At 29.5% G+C, this 19,692-nt stretch carries 18 protein-coding genes; all 18 read left to right on the top strand.

From position 1 onward, the window contains the following. The first annotated feature begins 28 nt into the window (after nucleotides 1–28). Nucleotides 29–874 (top strand): glycosyltransferase family 2 protein, encoded by an 846-nt coding sequence (locus LL966_RS17010; protein WP_229354914.1) that lies wholly within the window; start codon nucleotides 29–31, stop codon nucleotides 872–874. Next, nucleotides 874–2,016 carry a glycosyltransferase gene (locus LL966_RS17005; protein WP_229354913.1) on the top strand — a complete coding sequence of 381 codons (1,143 nt, stop codon included), beginning with the start codon at nucleotides 874–876 and terminating at the stop codon, nucleotides 2,014–2,016. The genes LL966_RS17010 and LL966_RS17005 overlap by 1 nt, the downstream gene beginning before the upstream one ends. Then, nucleotides 2,007–3,029 (top strand): glycosyltransferase family protein, encoded by a 1,023-nt coding sequence (locus LL966_RS17000; RefSeq protein ID WP_229354912.1) that lies wholly within the window; start codon nucleotides 2,007–2,009, stop codon nucleotides 3,027–3,029. Before LL966_RS17005 ends, LL966_RS17000 begins: the two co-directional genes overlap by 10 nt. A gap of 49 nt (nucleotides 3,030–3,078) precedes the next feature. Beyond that, nucleotides 3,079–3,828 (top strand): glycosyltransferase family 2 protein, encoded by a 750-nt coding sequence (locus tag LL966_RS16995; protein ID WP_229354911.1) that lies wholly within the window; start codon nucleotides 3,079–3,081, stop codon nucleotides 3,826–3,828. Between the two features lie 31 nt (nucleotides 3,829–3,859). Further along, a complete protein-coding gene (locus tag LL966_RS16990) occupies nucleotides 3,860–4,936 on the top strand; it encodes a glycosyltransferase family 2 protein (RefSeq protein WP_229354910.1) in 1,077 nt (358 codons plus the stop codon). Nucleotides 4,937–4,978: 42 nt separating this feature from the next. Continuing rightward, nucleotides 4,979–6,067, top strand: a complete 1,089-nt coding sequence (locus LL966_RS16985) for a glycosyltransferase family 4 protein (RefSeq protein ID WP_229354909.1) — start codon at nucleotides 4,979–4,981, stop codon at nucleotides 6,065–6,067. A gap of 97 nt (nucleotides 6,068–6,164) precedes the next feature. Continuing rightward, on the top strand, nucleotides 6,165–7,145 hold the full coding sequence (locus LL966_RS16980) for a Gfo/Idh/MocA family protein (protein WP_229354908.1): 981 nt from the start codon (nucleotides 6,165–6,167) through the stop codon (nucleotides 7,143–7,145). A 3-nt stretch (nucleotides 7,146–7,148) separates the two neighbouring features. Beyond that, nucleotides 7,149–7,841 (top strand): acylneuraminate cytidylyltransferase family protein, encoded by a 693-nt coding sequence (locus LL966_RS16975; protein WP_229354907.1) that lies wholly within the window; start codon nucleotides 7,149–7,151, stop codon nucleotides 7,839–7,841. A gap of 1 nt (nucleotide 7,842) precedes the next feature. Next, nucleotides 7,843–8,628, top strand: a complete 786-nt coding sequence (locus LL966_RS16970; protein ID WP_229354906.1) for an SDR family oxidoreductase — start codon at nucleotides 7,843–7,845, stop codon at nucleotides 8,626–8,628. Nucleotides 8,629–8,673: 45 nt separating this feature from the next. Continuing rightward, entirely contained in the window at nucleotides 8,674–9,714 is a 1,041-nt protein-coding gene (gene neuB, locus LL966_RS16965) for an N-acetylneuraminate synthase (RefSeq protein ID WP_229354904.1), read from the top strand. A 7-nt stretch (nucleotides 9,715–9,721) separates the two neighbouring features. Then, nucleotides 9,722–10,855 carry a UDP-N-acetylglucosamine 2-epimerase gene (neuC, locus tag LL966_RS16960; protein WP_229354902.1) on the top strand — a complete coding sequence of 378 codons (1,134 nt, stop codon included), beginning with the start codon at nucleotides 9,722–9,724 and terminating at the stop codon, nucleotides 10,853–10,855. Next, the gene (locus tag LL966_RS16955) at nucleotides 10,848–12,245 is read left to right on the top strand and encodes a UDP-glycosyltransferase (protein ID WP_229354900.1); all 1,398 of its coding nucleotides are present in this window, start codon (nucleotides 10,848–10,850) and stop codon (nucleotides 12,243–12,245) included. The genes neuC and LL966_RS16955 overlap by 8 nt, the downstream gene beginning before the upstream one ends. A gap of 22 nt (nucleotides 12,246–12,267) precedes the next feature. Continuing rightward, the gene (locus LL966_RS16950) at nucleotides 12,268–13,695 is read left to right on the top strand and encodes an MBOAT family O-acyltransferase (RefSeq protein WP_229354899.1); all 1,428 of its coding nucleotides are present in this window, start codon (nucleotides 12,268–12,270) and stop codon (nucleotides 13,693–13,695) included. Nucleotides 13,696–13,709: 14 nt separating this feature from the next. After that, the gene (locus LL966_RS16945) at nucleotides 13,710–14,672 is read left to right on the top strand and encodes a hypothetical protein (RefSeq protein ID WP_229354898.1); all 963 of its coding nucleotides are present in this window, start codon (nucleotides 13,710–13,712) and stop codon (nucleotides 14,670–14,672) included. A gap of 3 nt (nucleotides 14,673–14,675) precedes the next feature. Further along, the gene (locus LL966_RS16940) at nucleotides 14,676–16,109 is read left to right on the top strand and encodes an MBOAT family O-acyltransferase (RefSeq protein WP_229354897.1); all 1,434 of its coding nucleotides are present in this window, start codon (nucleotides 14,676–14,678) and stop codon (nucleotides 16,107–16,109) included. Then, a complete protein-coding gene (locus tag LL966_RS16935) occupies nucleotides 16,109–16,990 on the top strand; it encodes a hypothetical protein (RefSeq protein WP_229354896.1) in 882 nt (293 codons plus the stop codon). The genes LL966_RS16940 and LL966_RS16935 overlap by 1 nt, the downstream gene beginning before the upstream one ends. A gap of 1 nt (nucleotide 16,991) precedes the next feature. Next, on the top strand, nucleotides 16,992–18,152 hold the full coding sequence (locus LL966_RS16930) for a glycosyltransferase family 4 protein (RefSeq protein ID WP_229354895.1): 1,161 nt from the start codon (nucleotides 16,992–16,994) through the stop codon (nucleotides 18,150–18,152). Further along, nucleotides 18,152–19,690, top strand: coding sequence for a glycosyltransferase family 2 protein (locus LL966_RS16925; protein ID WP_229354894.1), 1,539 nt, complete (start codon nucleotides 18,152–18,154; stop codon nucleotides 19,688–19,690). Before LL966_RS16930 ends, LL966_RS16925 begins: the two co-directional genes overlap by 1 nt. Nucleotides 19,691–19,692: the final 2 nt, after the last annotated feature.

The raw sequence follows: 19,692 nt of genomic DNA, 5'->3' as shown, positions 1-19,692 counted from the left end.
AAATTTCTTTTTAGCTGTACTAGTTAGCATGAAATTATCAGTCATAATATTGTCATATACCACTACAGAAGGATTATTTGAAATGACTTCTAATTGTATCAATTCTCTAATAGCATCTGAAAAGTCTATTCAAATTGAGGTTATTTTGGTGGAGTCAAATAAAGATTATGTCAATTCGGAATTTAAATATCCAGAATTTGTAAAAGTTATTGTTCCGGAATCAGATTTCAATTTTCATAAGTTTCTGAATATTGGAGTAAAAGAATCAAAAGGTGATTTTGTTGCTTTATGTAATAATGATTTAATTTTTTATGAAAATTGGTTTAGTAAAATTTTAGAAGTACATAAAAATAATTCTCATATCGAATCATTTTCGCCAAGTGGTAAAATAAACGATTTCGATTTTGCGAAAGAATTTGAGTTGGGATACAAGGTAAGAACACATGTTTTAGGATGGTGTTTAGTAACAACTAAAAAAGTTATAAAAAGAATTGGTTATCTTGACGAGACATTTAATCTTGGATATGCAGATAATGATTATGCGATGACTTTAAAAAAATATAATATTAGGCACGCTTTGGTTAATTCTTCTAAAGTGGAACATCTTGAAAGAGAAAAAACAAAAAAAAATCGAGAAGGACTAAGTGTAGGATTTAAAAAACTTAGAGAAAATGTTGATTTAGATCTAAATAAACTACCTAATTATGTACTTACAGAAGCTAACAAATATCTTTTAGAAGACAAAAAAGTTTTGGACGATTATATAAAGTTTCATAATAAATGGGGCAGTCCGTCTTTATTGTACAAGAAAAATAGAATAGCAGATCTTTGTATAAAATTTCATGTAGGATTTCTTAATAGAATAATTTTATAATGAAAATTCTTTTTGTCTCCATGCCCTCTATTCATGCTATTCGATGGATAGAAAATTTAAAAGATACCAATTATGAATTGTATTGGTTTGATGTTTTGGGAAAAGGAAAACTGGAAACTTTCGATTCTCTACATCAGTTTTATGGATGGGAAAAAAGAAAATTGACTTATATAAAAGGAGAATATTTTTTAAGTAAAAAATATCCTGATTTATATCAAAAAATTCGTTCTTATCTTGAAGTGACTGCAAATGAAGTTTTAGAAAAAATAATTTTAGAGATACAGCCAGACATAGTTCATAGTTTTGAAATGCAGAATTGTTCCTATCCTATTTTGAAAACAATGCAAAAATTTCGAAAAGTAAAATGGCTTTATTCTTGCTGGGGTAACGATCTGTTTTATTTTAAGAATTTTAAAGAACACAAATCTAAAATTAAGAATGTTCTAAAGAGAGTAGATTTTTTACATACAGATTGTAAAAGAGATTTCGATTTGGCTAAAAAACTAAATTTCTCAGGAAAGTTTTTAGGTGTCATTCCCGGAGGAACAGGATACCAATTAGAAGAATTGACTTCTTTTAAATTGCTCATTTCTCAGAGAAAAATTATTTTAGTTAAAGGATATGAGCATAGTTTTGGTCGAGGTTTAAATGTTGTAAAAGCACTTCACTCTATATTAGAAGAAATTAAAAACTATAAGATAATTGTTTTTGGATCACATGCTAAAATAATTGATTATATAAAAAGTAATAATTTAGATTTTGCTTTTTTTGGAAGACATGATCTCTCTCATGATGAATTAATTCGATTGATGGGCGAGTCTTTAATTTACATCGGAAACAGTATTTCTGATGGAATGCCAAATACACTTTTGGAAGCTATTGTAATGGGCGCATTTCCTATTCAGTCTAATCCTGGTGGCGTTACCGAAGAAATAATCAGAGATGGCGAAAATGGATTTTTAATTCATAATCCAGAATCAGTATCAGAAATTGAAGAAACTATTTTAAAAGGGCTATCAAATTTAAAACTCATAGAAACTGCAGCAATTACAAATGAAAAAATAGCGGCAGAAAAACTAGGCTATTTAAGTAATAAATTAAAAGTATTGGAGATGTATAAAACAATTTTACAATGCGAATAGGCTTTAATCCAAATAAAGATCAGCAAAATAATGATTTGGTGTATTTTCATCAAATTATAATTCCAGTTTACATTCCCAATCAAGAAAACTATTTTAAAGATAGTCTGGCTATTCTAAAATTATCTTTGGAATCGTTATTTCGTACTGTTCATAAAAAAACTTTTATAACTATTGTTAATAATGGAAGCTGTCAGGAAGTAAAGAACTATTTGCAAGAATTGTATTTAAATGAAAAAATACATGAACTTTTAGATACCACAAATATTGGGAAATTAAATGCTATTTTGAAAGGGATTGTTGGTCATAATTTTCCGTTAATTACAATTACAGACTCAGATGTTTTATTTTTAAAGGGATGGCAAGACGCGACATATTCGGTTTTTGATAATTTTCCTAAAGCTGGTATTGTCTGCCCAACGCCTTCATCACGTTCTTTAAGAACTTTTACATCCAATATTTATTGGGACAAAATTTTATCAAAGGATCTTTCTTTTTCAAAAGTTAAAAATCCTTTTGCATTAAAAAACTTTGCAAATAGTATAGGAAGCCCCGATTTTTATAATGAAGCTCATATAGAAAAATATTTTACGATTTCTAATAAAAATGAAAAAGCGGTTGTAGGTGCTGGACATTTTGCAGGAACTTACAGAGGTATAATTTTCAATGATTTAAAAATTAAATATTCAAATTATAAATTAGGAGGAGACAGTGAAAGTAAAATTTTAGATATTCCTGTAGTTCAAAATGATCTGTGGCGCCTTTCGACTTCGGATAATTACGCTTACCATATGGGAAATGTCGTGGAAAATTGGATGAATGATGAGGTTTCTAAATTACAACCAAATCAAACAAGTACTGATTTTTTCCTAAAACCTGTAAAATTGGGCTCTAAATGGACTTATTTTATCAAAAGTAAAATTTTTGGTAAAATTATATTGAATAAAAAAGTGATGAAATATTTCATTCGTTATAAAGGTCTTTCAAAAGAGGAGTCCGAAAATTATTTAAAATAATTGGTCTAAACTCAAAAGATTATCCTTTATAAACATACTTAAAAGCATTATGAACAAGTATTCATTATCTATTATAACTATTAACCGAAATAATGCCGAAGGGTTAAAAAAAACAATTGAGAGTGTTGCTTCTCAGTCCTATAAAGACTTTGAATTTATTATAATCGATGGTGGCAGTACAGATGGTAGCCAACAAATCATTATTGACCATGAAAAACATATTTCATATTGGGTAAGTGAAAAAGATAAAGGAATTTATAATGCGATGAATAAAGGTATCTCGAAGGCCACTGGAGATTTTATTCTATTTTTAAATAGTGGAGATTCGTTATTAGAAGATGAAGAGATACTTAAAAAAGTCGTTTTAAATTTGCAAAACAAGGCTGTTTATTACGCACCAATATATTTAGAAAACAATAATGCAATTAAAGAGTTGGTCGAATATCCAATAATGATAGAGGAGAAGTTTGCATTTACAAACACATTATGCCAACAAGCTGTAATTTACCATTTATCGGTTTTTGATAATAATTTTTTTGACGAAAACTTAAAATTTATTTCAGATTGGAAAATGCATTTTAATCTGTTCAAGAATAAGATAGCTTTTATTCATTTCAATGTTCCTTTTGCAAATTATGATGTATATGGATTGACGAGTAAGGGAGAAACAAAATACAAAGCGCACAAAGAAAGATTAAAAACGCAATTTTTAGATTTTCCATTTTACTTTTTTAAATATTATGGAACGAACAAGAGAGTTTTTTTAAGATTGCTAAAGATGGCTTTCCGAATTAAATAGATATAACAATCGTAATAAAGCAATAATTGAAATGATTACCATTTTATATACTTATCGAAATAGAAATCTAGAACGAATAAAGCGTTCTTTAGATTCATTGAAAAAACAATCAAATCAAAATTTCGAGGTATTATTTATTGATTATGGTTCTGATCAAGATTTAGCAATTAAGGTAAAAGACCTGATTGCTAATTATAATTTTGCAAAATATGAATATCTCTTTACAAAGTATCAACCTTGGAATAAATCTAAAGCGCTCAATTATGCTGTGAAAAAAATCACTGCAGATTATTGTTTCAATGCTGATGTTGATATGATTTTTCATCCAGAATTTACATCAGTACTGGAAAAAAATAAAGATTTAGATAAACTAGTTTATTTTCAAGTTGGTTTTTTGTCAGAAGAAGAAAGTTCAAAGGATTTGAATTTTGACGATTATAAAATAAAATTTTTAACTAACGAAGAAGCAACAGGAATGACACTTTTTCCTGTTCAAAAGTTAAGAGATATTCAAGGATTTGATGAGTTTTTTCATTTTTGGGGCTCTGAAGATACTGATATCCATAACCGTTTGAAAAAACAAGGATGTCAAATTGAATTTTATAATTCAAAATTATTAATGCTTCATCAGTGGCATAAAAATTATAGACAAAGAGAAACTCAGAAGCTTAATCTAGAATTGCAGTTGTCTCGTATTGTGGAGATTAATAGTATTCATTTAAAATACAATGTCGAAAATCAAAAAGTAATTGTCAACTCTCCAAAATGGGGCGAAATAAGTTCAGAATTTGATTTTAAACAATTAGAAACTTTTGAAAATGAATTGATTTTAACCAATGAGACGGATGTCATTGATCATTTTTTATTTGTAAAACTTCCAAAATTTCAAGACGGAATTTTATCTGTGAGATTTATCCAAGATGAATTTCAATCCACATTAAAATATAAAATTAAAAAAGCAGCAGGTAAAAAAGTTCCTAATTATTTCAGTTTAAAAGAAATCAATGATAAAGTTTTACTGCATATAATTTCTTTTTATCATACTTACCCATATTCCTATAAGATCAGTAAAGATTTAAAAAGCATCACTTTCAGAATAAAAAAATAAATAAAATTTAATTTTCTTATTTTTACTCAAATCTCACTAAAAATGCCTCAAGTAATTCTGATTTCGCAAGTTCCATTACCCTATTCTCAAATCGGGAGCTGGACTACATTGTATCATAATTATTTAGCTGATAATCATAAGATTGATTATATAGTTTGCGAAAAACCAGAAAATTATTTTCCTAAAATAAAATACGGTATTGTTGAAAATACCAGCTTTTTGAAAATTCAAAAGAAATTTTTAAAAAACAATTATTTAGGATATTTCAAAGCACTCAAAAAAATCATTGAAAGCGATGATCAATTCATCATTCAAATCATTGACAATTTTGGAATTGTAAAGCCTCTTATTGGTTTTTTAGAAAAAATTGAAAAAAGAAACAATTGCTACCTTCAGTTTTTTTATCATGGTTTTCCTCCCTTTTATGAAAATTTTCATGGGAGATGGTTTTTTGAAAGTATTGATGAAATGGTTTTATTAACCCATGATTCGTATAAAGTTCATAAACAACAATACACGATTCTTCCAACTAAGTTTTCCGTATTACATAACGGAATTGATACTTCTAAATTCTATAAAATAGCAGCTGGAGAAAAGGAAAATTTAAAGAAACAGCTAAAAATTACAAACAAAAAAGTATTTATTTGGTGTTCGCAAGATCGTCCGAAAAAAGGATTAGATTTAATATTAAATGTTTGGAAAAGAATAAAAGAAAAAGATGCAGTTCTTTTAGTAATTGGTTCAAATAGGGAAATTGAAATAGAAGGGGTTTCTTTTTTAGGAAGAATTCCAAATAATGAGTTGCCAAAATATTATCAAATTGCAGATTGCTACTTGTTTCCAACATTGTGTCATGAAGGTTTTGGTTTGAGTTTGGTTGAAGCCTTACATTGTGGTTGCTACTGCATTGCCTCTGCAAATGGAGGAGTTCCAGAAGTTTTGCAATATGGAAAATTAGGCAAACTGATTGAAAATCCAAATTTTATTGAAGAATGGGAGAATGCTATTGTAGATTTTTTAGCATCTAATGAAAATCCGTCGATTTCTTTTCTAGAAGATCTCTACTCTTCTAAAAACTGGAATTTGGGGATGAATAAAATTATAGAAAATGCTAAAAAAAATATGCAGTAATTAGAAGGAAAAAAAATACAAGAGCATTGAAAAACGAAAGTTTAAAAAAAGTAATTTATTTATTTACTTTTGATGTAAATGAAAACGCCTTTTTAAAATGAATCATATTCTAATTATTGGCCTTGGTTCTATTGGCAAAAGGCATTTGAAAAATCTTATTTTTTTAGGAGAAAGGAATATTAGCATAGTTAGTACTTCCGAAAATATTCCTGAAGAGTTTAAGAGTTTTGCAATATATCCAAATACAGAAAAAGCGCTACAAGAAAATGCAATTTCGCATGCTTTTATCTGTACTCCAACATCCAATCATATTTCAGATTTAATTCTTTTATTAGAGCACCGTATTGCTAATATTTATTTAGAAAAACCTATTAGCAACAACTTAAATAATATAGAAAAAATTAGCGGTTTATTAGAGTATTCTAAAAGAATTGTTGTTGGTTATGATTTGCATTTTGATCCAGGATTAATGAAAGTAAAAGAATTAATTTGCGAAGAAAAATTAGGAAAGATATTTTCAATTAATGCTTTGGTAGGGCAATATCTTCCAGATTGGAGACCAGACCAAGATTATAAACAAAGCATGAGTGCCAAAATCAGTAAAGGAGGCGGAGTAATGCTAGATCTTGTGCATGAATTTGATTATCTAAGATGGTTAATTGGTGAACCGGCCACTATTGCTTGTTTTTTTCAGAATAATCCAAATTTAGAAATAGAAACAGAAGATGTTGCAGATGTGCTGATACAGTTCGAAAATAATTCAACAGCAACAATTCATTTAGATTATCATCAGAAAGAATTGGTTAGAAATTGCATGATTACATGCGAAAAAGGAACGCTTTTTTGGGATTTAGCAAAGTCTGAAGTTAAAATAGTTGCTCATAATCAAGAAACTGAAATTTTTTCTTATGCTGGTTTTGAAAGAAATCAACGCTATATTGAGAGTGTAAAGGCTTTTATGAACGATACTACATTTGATTATAGACTAACAACTTTTAAAGAAGCTTTAGTCAGTTTAAAAATGGTAATTGCTGCTAAAAACTCTTCAACAAATAAACAATTTATTTCAATAAACTAGGAAATGATATTAGGAACAATATGTTGCAGAGGAGGCTCAAAAGGTGTTTTAGGAAAAAACATCAGACCTCTTAATGGTATTCCTTTGATAGTTTATACCATCGATACGGCAAAGAAAAGCAAATACCTTAATGATCTAGTAGTTTCTTCTGATAGCGAGGATATATTAAATATTGCAAAAGAAAATGGTATAGAAAATACTTTGGTCAGATCGCAGGAATTAGCAACAGATACCGCTAGTAAATGGCCCGTTTTTCTTAATGCCGTTGAAGAATATGAAAGGCTTTCAGGAAAAAAAGTTAGTTATATTGTAGATATGGATGTCACTGTACCTTTGAAAACTACAGATGATATTGACAAAGCCATTGAACTAGCATTGCAGTCACCGGAAATTGATGTAGTAATAACGGGTTACGAACCAGAAAGGAATCCGTATTTTAATATGATGGAAATCAATGAGTCAGGTTTTGCAGAGATGGTCAAAAAAACAGCTAAACCTATTGTTAGAAGACAAGACGCTCCTAAAGTATTTAGCTTGACACCAGCGGCTTATGTAATAAAAAAAGAAGCTTTATATAACTATCAGCATTGGAGCGAAGCAAAGTGTATGATAAGTGAAATGCCGAGGGAAAGAGCCGTTGATATTGACACAGAATTAGATTTTAAATTAATAGAGTTTTTACTAAATGAAAAATAATTTGTTTGACTTAACAGGCAAAGTTGCGCTCGTAACAGGAGGAGCAGGCTTGCTTGCGACAGAACATGCACTTGCTTTAAGTGAGTATGGTGCAAAAGTGATTTTGGCAGATATTAATTTGGATAGAGCAAAAGAAATAACAGCATTTTTAAAAGAGGAAGATTGCGAAATTGATTTTATAAAATGCGACGTTACTTCAAGAGATAGTTGGCAAGAGCTTTTAAAGTTTATTCTGGATAAATATCAAAAAATAGATATTTTGATAAACAATGCTGGATTTACCAATCAAAGTAAGTCTAAAAATTTTGATGCATCATTCGAAAATTTTCCCTTAGAAGACTGGAATGCTATTATGAATGTTAATTTAACAGGAGCTTTTCTGGGTTGTCAGGTAGTGGGAAGTCAAATGTTGAAACAAAAATCAGGCTCCATAATTAATATAGCTTCGCTTTACGGAGTTGTTAGTCCGAATCATAATATATATCCTGAAACGGGAATCTCTCAGCCTGTTGCATATAGTGTTAGCAAACACGGAGTAATTGCATTAACTAAATATTTGGCAACGCTTTGGGCCAAGGAAGGGGTTAGAGTAAATAGTTTAACGCCAGGAGGTATATGGAACGGTCATGATGGATTGTTTTTAGAACGATTTAAAAATTTAAATCCAATTGGGAGAATGAGTGATAAATCGGAACTTCGTGGAGGAATAGTTTATCTAGCCAGTGAATCTAGCAGTCATGTTGTGGGACACAATTTGATTATTGATGGTGGATGGACAGCTTGGTAATTTTTAAAAATAAACAAAAGAATATAATTTAGAATAAGACGTTTTATGAATCCATATATCGAAATAGCAGGCCGCAAAATAGGTCAAGATTATCCTCCATTAGTAATTGCTGAAATCGGAATTAATCATGAAGGTTCTCTTCAAGTAGCTAAAGAAATGGTAGATGCCGCTCAAAGAGCAGGTGCTGAGGTAGTAAAACATCAAACGCATATTGTTGCAGATGAAATGACAGGTGCGGCAAAAAAAGTAATTCCTGGCAATGCAGATGTTTCGATTTTTGAAATTATGGAACGTTGCTCATTAAATGAAGAAGAAGAGTTAGAACTTAAAAATTATGTAGAAAGCAAAGGCATGATTTTTATATCGACACCTTTTTCTCGTGCAGCAGCAGATCGATTAAAAAAGTTTGATATTCCAGCTTACAAAATTGGATCTGGAGAATGTAATAATTATCCGCTTCTAGAACATATTGCCTCTTTTGGAAAACCTGTAATTTTAAGTACAGGAATGAATACGATTGAAAGTATTCAAAAAGCGGTGGCTGTTTTTGATAAATATAATGTTCCTGTCGCTTTATTGCACACAACAAACTTATATCCAACTCCAATTCATTTGGTTCGTTTCGGAGCTATGGTCGAATTGAATCAAGCTTTTCCAAATAAAGTTTTTGGTTTAAGTGATCATACCTTAAACAACAATGCTTGTTTAGGAGCTGTAGCTTTGGGCGCAAGTATTTTAGAAAGACATTTTACAGATCATATGCAGCGTACAGGACCAGATATAGTGTGTAGCATGGATGAAAATGCTTGTCGCGAATTAATTGTTTCCAGTACAGAAATTGCGCAAATGCGCGGCGGTACAAAAAAACCTGCAGCTGAAGAACAAGTAACAATAGATTTTGCTTTTGCAACAGTCTGTTCTATTGCTCCAATTAAGAAAGGTGAAATTTTTACCAAAGAAAATATTTGGGTTAAAAGACCTGGAACAGGAAAAATCTTAGCGGAAAGCTTTAATAATATAATTGGTAAAACAGCAACAAGGAATATTGAGAATGACGAACAATTAACTTGGGAAGATATTCAATAAAATTTTCATGAAGAAAGTCCTTTTTTTAACAGGCACAAGAGCCGATTTCGGAAAAATAAAATCATTAATCTCAATTCTTGAAAAACAAAAAGAATTTGAGGTTTTTGTTTTTGTTACAGGCATGCATTTGCAAGAAGAATATGGCTATACCTTAATAGAAATCGAGCGATGTAATTTTAAAAATATTCACACTTTTGTGAATCATACCCACGAAACCACAATGGATTTGACGCTAGCCAAAACGATTGAAGGTTTTTCTGCTTATTGCAACACCGTAAAACCGGATATGATTGTAGTGCACGGAGATCGCGTTGAAACTCTTGCTGGTGCTATTGTTGGGTCGCTTAATAATATTTTGGTTACTCATATAGAAGGAGGAGAAGTATCTGGCACCGTAGACGAATTGATAAGACATAGCGTAAGCAAATTGAGCCATATTCATTTTGTTTCAAATGAAGAAGCTGCGAAAAGACTAATTCAAATGGGAGAGGTAAAAGAATCTGTGTTTACGATTGGTTCGCCAGATATAGACATCATGTTTTCTGATCAGCTTCCAGATTTGAAGACGGTTAAAGAATATTATAAAATTCCTTTTGAAAGCTTTTCTATAGTTATGTTTCATCCTGTAACTACCGAGATTCAGAACATGAGACAGTATGCAGATAATTTTGTCAATGCTTTACTAAAAGATAATCATAATCATAATTATATTGTTATTTACCCCAACAATGATTTGGGAAGCCGTTTTGTTTTAGATAGTTATGAAAAATTAAAATTAAACGAACGATTTAGAATTTTCCCTTCTCTTAGATTTGAGTATTTTCTAACACTTTTAAAAAATAGCCAATTCATTATAGGAAATAGTAGCGCTGGTATTAGGGAAGCTCCCTATTATGGAATTCCAATTATTAATATTGGTACCAGACAGCAAAACAGAGCAGTTCATGCCGATATAATAAATGTAGATTATTCTGAAAAAGAAATTACAGAATCGCTTTCCATGATTGAGTCTCATAAAGTACAAAAATCAGATGACGATTTTGGGCAAGGAAATAGTGCAGAATTATTTCTTAATTGTCTACAGAAGTCGGATATTTGGCAGCTCAATCACCAAAAACAATTTAGAGACAGTAATGCCTAATAAAAAAATATTTATTTTACTGCCAGACGGAGTAGGGCTTCGAAATTTTGCATTTTCTAATTTTTATAAAATAGGAATAGAAAAGAAATTTGATATTACCTATTGGAATAATACTCCATTTGATTTGACTAGTTTAGGTTTTAATGAAATTAAAATTAAAAACGCCAAATCATATCCTTTAACGGAGAGTTATAAAAATGCCCGAAAACATATAGAACTCAACCTGAATATTAAAGCAGAAAATGAGTCTGCTTACGATAATTATAGATTTCCTTTTTCCTATAAAAAATTAAAAACGGCGGTAAAAAGCTATTTGACCAGATTTTTAATTACGATTTATAATTCAGAAAAAGGATTAAAAAAAGTTAGAAAGCAAATAATAAGCAGTGAGAAAAAAACAGACTTTTTTTCGCAATGTATCGAGACTCTTCAAAATAATAAGCCCGATTTTGTTTTTTGTACAAATCAAAGACCATTATTAGCAATTGCGCCAATTTTAGCAGCTAAAGAGGTTGGTATACCAACAGGAACTTTCATTTTTTCTTGGGACAATTTGCCAAAAGCAACGATGGTCATTGAAACAGATTATTATTTTGTCTGGAGCGAACATATGAAATCTGAGCTTCTAAAATATTATTCTTATATAGATGAAAAACAGGTTTTTGTTGTAGGCACGCCACAATTTGAAAGTCATTTTGATCAAGAAAGTATTAGTGATAAAATACAGTTTTTCAATCAATACAATTTGGATCACAATAAAAAATACATCTGTTATTCTGGTGATGATTTTGTTACCTGTCCAGATGATCCACAATATTTGTCGGATATAGCAGATGCTATTAGAAAATTGAATGAAGAAAATCATAACGCATTAGGAATTATATTCAGACGTTGTCCAGTAGATTTCTCTGGTCGTTATGATGCTATTTTGGAAAAAAATAAAGATCTGATTACAGCTGTAGATCCAATATGGAAAAAGATTGGTGAAGATTGGGATACTATTTTGCCTACTAAAGAAGATGTGAGATTACTATCCAACACTATTTTTCATTCTGAAATGGTTGTAAATCTTGGTTCGTCAATGGTTTTTGATTATGCTTGTTTTAATAAACCTTGCGCTTATTTAAACTACGATGTTGCAAATAAAATTCAAGCAGATTGGTCCGTTTCAAAAATCTATAATTATATTCATTTTCGTTCAATGCCCGATAAAAATGCCGTCATATGGCTGAATTCTTCAGATGAGATTGCAGATAAAATAAAATTGGTATTAAAAAAATCTGATAAAACAATCGAAAATGCACGAGAATGGTTCAAAATTATAAATCAGCATCCAGCTCAAGACTCTTCAGAAAGAACATGGGAAGCAATAATCAAAATTTTACACTAACTAATTAAAAAATAAAATATTAATGTTTTTTAATTCTACAGCTTTTGCCATTTTTTTGCCAATCGTTTTTTTTCTGTATTGGTTTGTTTTCAATAAAAGCAAAAGTACCCAAAACGCTTTATTAATCGTTGCAAGTTATTATTTCTATTCTTGCTGGGATTGGAGGTTTTTATTCCTGTTGGTTTTTTCCACATTTTTAGATTATTTCACCGGAATACAAATTGAAAAAAGTGACTCTGATAAAAAACGAAAATTTTGGTTTTGGCTTAGTATTTTGGTCAATTTAGGTTTTCTAGGAATCTTTAAATATTATAATTTCTTTGCAAGTTCATTTGCAGAAATGTTCAATTCTTTCGGGTTTAAAGTAAGTCCGTTTTTGCTCAATGTTATTTTGCCGGTCGGAATTTCATTCTACACTTTTCATGGTTTATCGTATGTAATTGATATTTATTATAAAAGAATAAAAGCAGAATATAATTTTATAGATTATTCTTTGTTTGTTAGTTACTTTCCTTTATTAGTTGCTGGACCAATTGAAAGAGCAACGCATTTATTGCCACAAGTAAAAATAAAACGTGAGTTTAATTTAGAGAAAGCAAAAGAAGGTTTTCTACAGATTATTTGGGGACTATTTAAAAAAGTAGTTATAGCAGATAACTGTGCTGTTTATGCTAATAATATCTTCGATCATTACACATCAATGGATTCGGTTTCTCTTATTATGGGGACTGTATATTTTGCTTTTCAAATTTATGGCGACTTTTCAGGATATTCAGATATAGCTTTAGGAGTATCTAAATTATTCGGTATTGATTTATTAAAAAACTTCAATTATCCCTACTTTTCAAGAGACATCGCTGAATTTTGGCGCCGTTGGCATATTTCACTATCTTCTTGGTTTCGAGATTATGTTTACATACCGTTAGGTGGAAGCAAAGGCTCTAAAACAATTCAAGTTAGAAATGTTTTCATTATTTTTCTATTGAGTGGATTTTGGCATGGAGCCAATTGGACTTATATAGCTTGGGGAGCAATAAATGCATTTTATTTTTTACCGCTACTTTTAATAAAAACAAACCGAAATAATATAGAAGAAAAAGCTATTTCATTTAATTTTTCTTCCTTAAAAATGATTTGCAATATTCTATTTACTTTCGGTATTACCTGTGTTGCTTGGATTTTTTTTAGATCTGAGAATATACATATGGCATTTGAATATATTAAAAGAATTACGTTCTTTTCATTTGATTTAGATGGTTTAAAAGAACAGATAAGTTATATCATTATAATTATTCTACCTTATTTAATTTTACTTGAGTGGAATAACAGAAAAAAAGAATGTCCGCTGTTTGATAGATATTCAGGCATTAAGACCATCACAACACTAATATTTATTTTGTTATTTGGACAATTTGATATTCAAAGTAAATTCATTTATTTTCAGTTCTAAATAGTACCATTAACATGAAATTTTTTCTCAAATATATTATAGGAATTGTTGCCATGACTTATATTGTTTCCTTCGGAATTCAATATCTGGCAGATTATGGTTTCCGAAATCTTAAAAATACGCAGTATAATGATTGGGATAATATAGTCAATGGGAGAATAAATAGTGACATTATTATTAATGGCTCTTCTCGTGGATTTGTTGGTTACAATTCTCAAATTATAGAAGAAAATTTGAAAGGAGACTGTTTTAATATCAGTTTTAATGCAGGATGCTATAAATTACAGCAATACAAATTTGATACTTATCTTAAAAGAAATAAAAAACCTAAGATTGTTATTCAAAATATTGATATAGCGCATTTTGGAGAAAATAAAGAACTTCCAGAAGTATCACAATTTTATCCTTTAGTTTACAATGAAGATATTAATTCTTTAGTGGGGAAATACGAAAATAAATTTAATTTATTTAAGATTATTCCATTATTGAAATACAATCAGAGTTTTAAAATGCTTGAAGAAGGAATAGTGGCTAATTTTTCAAATTCAACAAAGAAAAATGCAACAACATTAAAAGGTTATTGTCCGCAAGACCGACCTTTTAGAATTGATTACCACAACTTAAAAAAAATACCAGAAACGAAAACCAAATCACTAAACAAAAGAGAAATAGACCTTTTGCACAAAATGATTTATTTTTACTTTTCAAGGTTAGATAAAGATTCAAAACTTATATTTGTCTGGATGCCTGAAAACAAAATGAGATTAAATAAAAGCTATGATCTGAAAAGAGAAACAATAGTTGAGGAGCTGTGTTTAATGCAAAAAAAGTATAAAAATTTTATTTTCATCGATATGGCTTACGACGATATTTCAAATCATGATCAATATTATTATGATACATTTCACTTAAATGAAACTGGTGCAAATTTGTTTTCTAAAAAAGTTTCAGCAAAAATTAATGAACAATTAAATTAATTCATGTTTTTCAACTCTCTGGCTTTTGCCATTTTTCTGCCAATCGTTTTTTTTCTGTATTGGTTTGTTTTCAATAAAAATAAAAGCACACAAAATGCTTTGTTAATTGTTGCGAGTTACTATTTCTATTCTTGCTGGGATTGGAGATTTCTTTTTTTATTGGTTTTTTCCACATTTTTAGATTATTTCACCGGTATACAGATTGAAAAAAGTGATTCGGATAAAAAGCGAAAATTTTGGTTTTGGCTTAGTATTCTGGTCAATTTAGGTTTTCTAGGAATCTTTAAATATTATAATTTCTTTGCCAGTTCATTTGCAGAAATGTTTACTTCTTTTGGGTTTAAGGTAAGTCCGTTTTTGCTCAATGTTATTTTGCCGGTCGGAATTTCATTTTACACTTTTCATGGATTATCATACGTAATTGATATTTATTATAAAAGAATAAAAGCCGAATACAATTTTGTAGATTACTCTCTCTTCGTAAGTTATTTTCCGCTTTTAGTTGCAGGACCAATTGAAAGAGCTACTCATTTATTGCCGGAATTAAAAGTAAAACGCGAATTTAATTTAGAAAAAGCAAAAGAAGGTGTTTATCAAATTGTTTGGGGTTTAGTAAAAAAGGTGGTTATTGCAGACACTTGTGCGGTTTACGCAAATGCTATCTTTGATCATTATCCTTCAATGAATTCCTTTTCGTTGATTTTGGGAGCTATTTATTTTGCGTTCCAGATTTATGGAGACTTTTCTGGATATTCAGATATTGCGCTTGGTGTCTCTAAATTGTTTGGCTTAGATTTATTGAGAAACTTCAATTATCCTTATTTTTCAAGAGATATTGCAGAATTTTGGCGTCGATGGCATATCTCGCTTTCTTCTTGGTTTCGAGATTATTTGTATATTCCGCTAGGAGGAAGTAAAGGCGGACTTTGGATGAAAATCAGAAATACTTTTATAATCTTTATTGTCAGCGGATTTTGGCATGGGGCCAATTGGACATACATTGTCTGGGGTTTTATTAACGCCGTTTATTTTCTTCCGCTTTTATTGTCCAACAGCAATAGAAATAATATAGATTCTGTTGTTTTAAAGTGGAATTTAGATTCTATAAAAGTATTATTTAGTATTCTAACGACTTTTGTATTAACTTGTATTGCTTGGGTATTTTTTAGAGCCAGAACAATTACAGATGCTATTTTATATTTGAAACGAATAATAACAGATAGAAACTTTGGGTTTCAATACTTAGAAAACGAAAGATATAATTATGAATTAATATTGATGATTGGCTTATTTGTTTTAGTGGAATGGAACAATAGAACTAAGGTAGAACCAATTTCGGGGAAAAGAAGTATGCTTAAAATGGCATTAGCTATTATGGCAATAATTGCTTTCGGAACTTATTCAGATTACAAAGAATTTATTTATTTCCAATTTTAATGAAAAAGTTTTTATTCTACATATTCAAAATTTTTCTAGTAACAGTTTTGGTTGCGGTTGTATTAGACGGATTGTATACTTACATTTTTATGCAATCAAAAAATCGTGGAAAAATCGAAGCGGTAGTAAATTCTGAAGCAAAAAAATATGATGTCGTTATTTTAGGATCTTCTAGAGCCAATAATCATTTTGTTTCTCAAATGTTTGAAGAGAAAGGACTAAAAACATTTAATTACGGAATGAGCGGCGGACATCTGTTTGAGGCTTCATTAATGCTAAAATTAATGATAGAAAGAAAATATGAAATCAAAAATGTAATTTTAGAGGCAGACTTGAATTTATCAAACGAAAAAATGGCAGAAGGAATAGGGTCTCTGTTTATTCCTTTTATTCATAATTCAACAATTATAAAAGATCATTTTAAGAATGAAAGTGATTTTAACGAGCTGTATTATATTCCATTTTATAGATATATAAAATACGATGGAAAAATAGGTATAAGAGAAGTTTTTTTTAGTGCTATTCATAAGAAAACAAATTCACAGGACAATTTAGGTTATTACCCATTAGAAAAGCACAAAAATGGCAATATGAAAAATAATATTGTCAATTTAAATCCGTTGCCTCACAATAAATATTACGAGGAAATTAAAAATATCTGTAAAAAAAACAATATCAATTTTATTGCTGTTATGACGCCAATGTGCGAAAATGTTGTGGGAATGAATTACTTTGATAAAGTAAAAAAAGCCTATCCAGAAATTTATAATTATGAAAACGTAGTAATCGAAGATAAATATTTTTCTTCTTGTGGACACATGACAGATGCTGGAGCAAGAATTTTTACAGCAAAAATTATAAAAGATTTTTTTAATAAGTAAGATGAAAATAGCATTTCTGACATCAGAATATTCACATCCTAAAGTTGCACATGCGGCTGGAATAGGTACGAGTATAAAAAATCTGGCAATTGCATTGCAAAAGGAAGGAAATGCCATCACCATTTTTGTTTACGGACAATCTGTTCAAGAAATAGTAGATGATAATGGAGTTAAAATTCATCTTATTAAAAATAAAAAATATCCCCTTTTAGGATGGTATTTGCATAGAAAACATATTCAAAATTATTGTAATTCAGTTATAAAAAGAGAAAAGATTGAAATTCTTGAAGCCCCAGACTGGACAGGTATTACGGCTTTTATGAAATTCAAAGTGCCCTTGGTGATTCGCTTTCATGGAAGTGATACTTATTTTTGTCATTTAGAAAAACGTAAGCAAAAAAAGAAAAACTTTTGGTTCGAAAAAATGGCTTTGCAAAATGCAAATGCTTTTATTGCACCAACAGATTTTGCTGGAAAATTAACCAATTCGCTTTTTAAAAATCAAAACATAAAAACCACAGTTATTCCGAATGGTATAGATTTGACGCTATTTAAAAATGAGTTTCCAGAAGAATATATTGAAAACTTATTACTTTATGTCGGCACATTAATTAGAAAAAAAGGAGTTTTAGAATTACCAGCAATTTTTTCTCAAGTTCGAAAAACAATTCCAAATGCAAAATTGATTTTAATAGGAGGTGATTCTTTTGATATACAAACAGAATCAGATTCAACTTGGAAAATAATGCAGAATAACTTTGATATTGAGGATTTTAACAATGTTTTCTATTTAGGGCAACTTCCTTACCAAGAAGTTCAAAAACATATTAAAGAGGCAAATGTTTGTGTGTTTCCAAGCTTTGCAGAAACTTTAGGAATGGTTACTATAGAAGCAATGGCTTTGCAAAAGGCAATTGTAAATACGAATATCGGCTGGGCGCAAGAATTAATTGAAGACAAAGAAAGCGGTTTTCTAGTTCATCCTGCTAATCATCTTGAATATGCTAATAGAATTGTAGAACTTTTAAAGCATAAAAATTTAGTTTTAGAAATTGGAAAAAAAGCAAGATTAAAAGTTGAAGATAAATTTGATATACAGAAAATTGCAAAAGATAACATGACTTTTTATACTGAAATTATAAATTCTAATTTGGTAAGATAATGATTGTAATTTTTCATCAAAATAATAAAATTGTTGAGGTTCAGTTTTCGGAAGAAATTGCTGTATTAGCGAACAAAAGTATTTCTCAGAATTTATTTGAAATTGCTCAAAAATATCCTGATCATCTTATAATTTGGTGTCATTTAGATTTTAAATCAAATTTGAATATTGAAAATTTGAATGAAATTTTTCATCATAATAAAATAATGGCTTCTTATGATTTGTCCAAATATTTTTTTTTATCAGATTCAATTGGTTATGTAGACGAATCTCTTTTTGTTAATGTTAAAAAAAATGTTACTTATCCAACCTGGCAAATGAGTAGCTATGTAGGTGGAATTCATGCTTCGATATTGAAGGTTTTAAAAAATGAAATTAAAGCAGATTCTAATTTTGACTATTTTCTGAATTCGATTGCGAAATTAGCAATGCTAAATGGTTTGGTTTGCTATTCTGAGCCATTATTGGTCAAAAATATTAATCAAGAATTGCAAAGGAATAAGTCAAATAACCTTTTGGTTTTTCGTTTTGTAAAGCAACATTATAAAACACGATGGGTTTTTTTACTGTTCTTAAATTTATTTTTATACGAAAAAAAAATAACCATTTTTCCATTGGTTTATAGTTTGTTTTATAAGAAAAGAAACTTGAATGAAAAGATATTAAATACAATAAGTTCTCCATCCTATAGAAAAGTTATTGATAAAAGAAATATCGATGTCATTATTCCAACGATAGGCAGAAAAAAGTATCTTCACGATTTTCTTAAAGATTTGTCGATGCAAATTCTTAAGCCTAAAAATGTTATTATAGTTGAGCAAAACCCAGATTTAAATAGTATTTCTGAACTCGATTTTATACAAAGCGAAAATTGGCCATTTCAGATAAAGCATAAATTTATCAATCAGGCAGGAGCTTGCAATGCAAGAAATTTAGCTTTAGAAGAAGTTGTAAGCGAATGGGTTTTTATGGCAGATGATGATATTAGAATTGAAAATGATTTTATAGAAAAAGCATTCGATTTTATAGAGAAAGATGGTGTTGAACAAGTTACTTTTGGATGTTATGAAGTTAATTATCCAGAGCATAAAAAGGAAAAACAAAAAATTCAATGGGACAGTTTTGGTTCAGGTTGCAGTATAGTAAAAACTAAGAATATCAAAACTATTTTTTACAATACCAGTTTCGAATTTGGATATGGAGAAGATAACGATTTTGGAGCACAACTACGAAATGCAGGTTTTGATATAATGCACTCACCAAAACCTGAAATTGTTCATATAAAAGCTCCAATTGGAGGTTTTAGAGCAAAACCAGTTTTAGCTTGGAACAGCGATGTAATTCAGCCGAAACCATCGCCAACCGTTATGCTTTATAAAATACTAAATTTAAAAAAACAGCAGTTAAATGGTTATAAAACGGTCTTATTTTTTAAATTTTATAAACATCAAAAAATTAAAAATCCGATAAAGTACTTTACAAACTTTCGTAGACAATGGAAGTCAAGTTTATTCTGGGCAGAAAAATTAAAACAATAATT

This window comes from Flavobacterium chungbukense (assembly GCF_020805785.1).
Taxonomy (GTDB): Bacteria; Bacteroidota; Bacteroidia; order Flavobacteriales; family Flavobacteriaceae; genus Flavobacterium; species Flavobacterium chungbukense.
The sequence above is the reverse complement of the archived record's forward strand: the minus strand, read 5'-3'. Positions and strand labels throughout refer to the sequence as shown.